Origin of the sequence: Myxococcus vastator (assembly GCF_010894475.1) — a bacterium.
GTDB classification, from domain to species: domain Bacteria; phylum Myxococcota; class Myxococcia; order Myxococcales; family Myxococcaceae; genus Myxococcus; species Myxococcus vastator.
Genome location: NZ_JAAIYB010000997.1, coordinates 1 through 382 on the forward strand (window position 1 = coordinate 1; position 382 = coordinate 382).

1 protein-coding gene is annotated in these 382 nt (G+C 52.1%); it reads left to right on the forward strand.

The features are described from left to right. Positions 1-17 precede the first annotated feature (17 nt). Positions 18-382 (forward strand): hypothetical protein (locus G4D87_RS38755; RefSeq protein ID WP_205507905.1); only part of this gene is annotated, 365 nt, incomplete at its 3' end.

Genomic DNA, 382 nt, shown 5'->3' on the forward strand with positions numbered 1-382 from the left:
GGGATTTGGTTGTAGACATGTTCTTGCGCATGGATAATCCCTCCTTGGGAATAAATGCAAGCCACGATATCGTGATGCCACCGCAGGTAGTTGATTTGTTAGCGCAGTCGTACCAGGTGCTACGGGAGAGTGTGTATGCGGCGCTAGTGACGCAGACGCGGCTTAAGCCGTACCTGGACAGCGTTGAACTGGTTGTGGATGAGAAGGAGATTGGCTTTGACACATCGGCGCTGTTATCGATGCTGGAGGCGAAGAAGGGCGTTAGCGAGCGAGATGGTTTGATTGATCTGGTTGAACTCATCGAATATCAGGGGCCAATTGTTAGCGCTGTTGGATTCGACGGGGTCGGACTACTTTCGCGTTGGATTGAATCCTTGCCAGC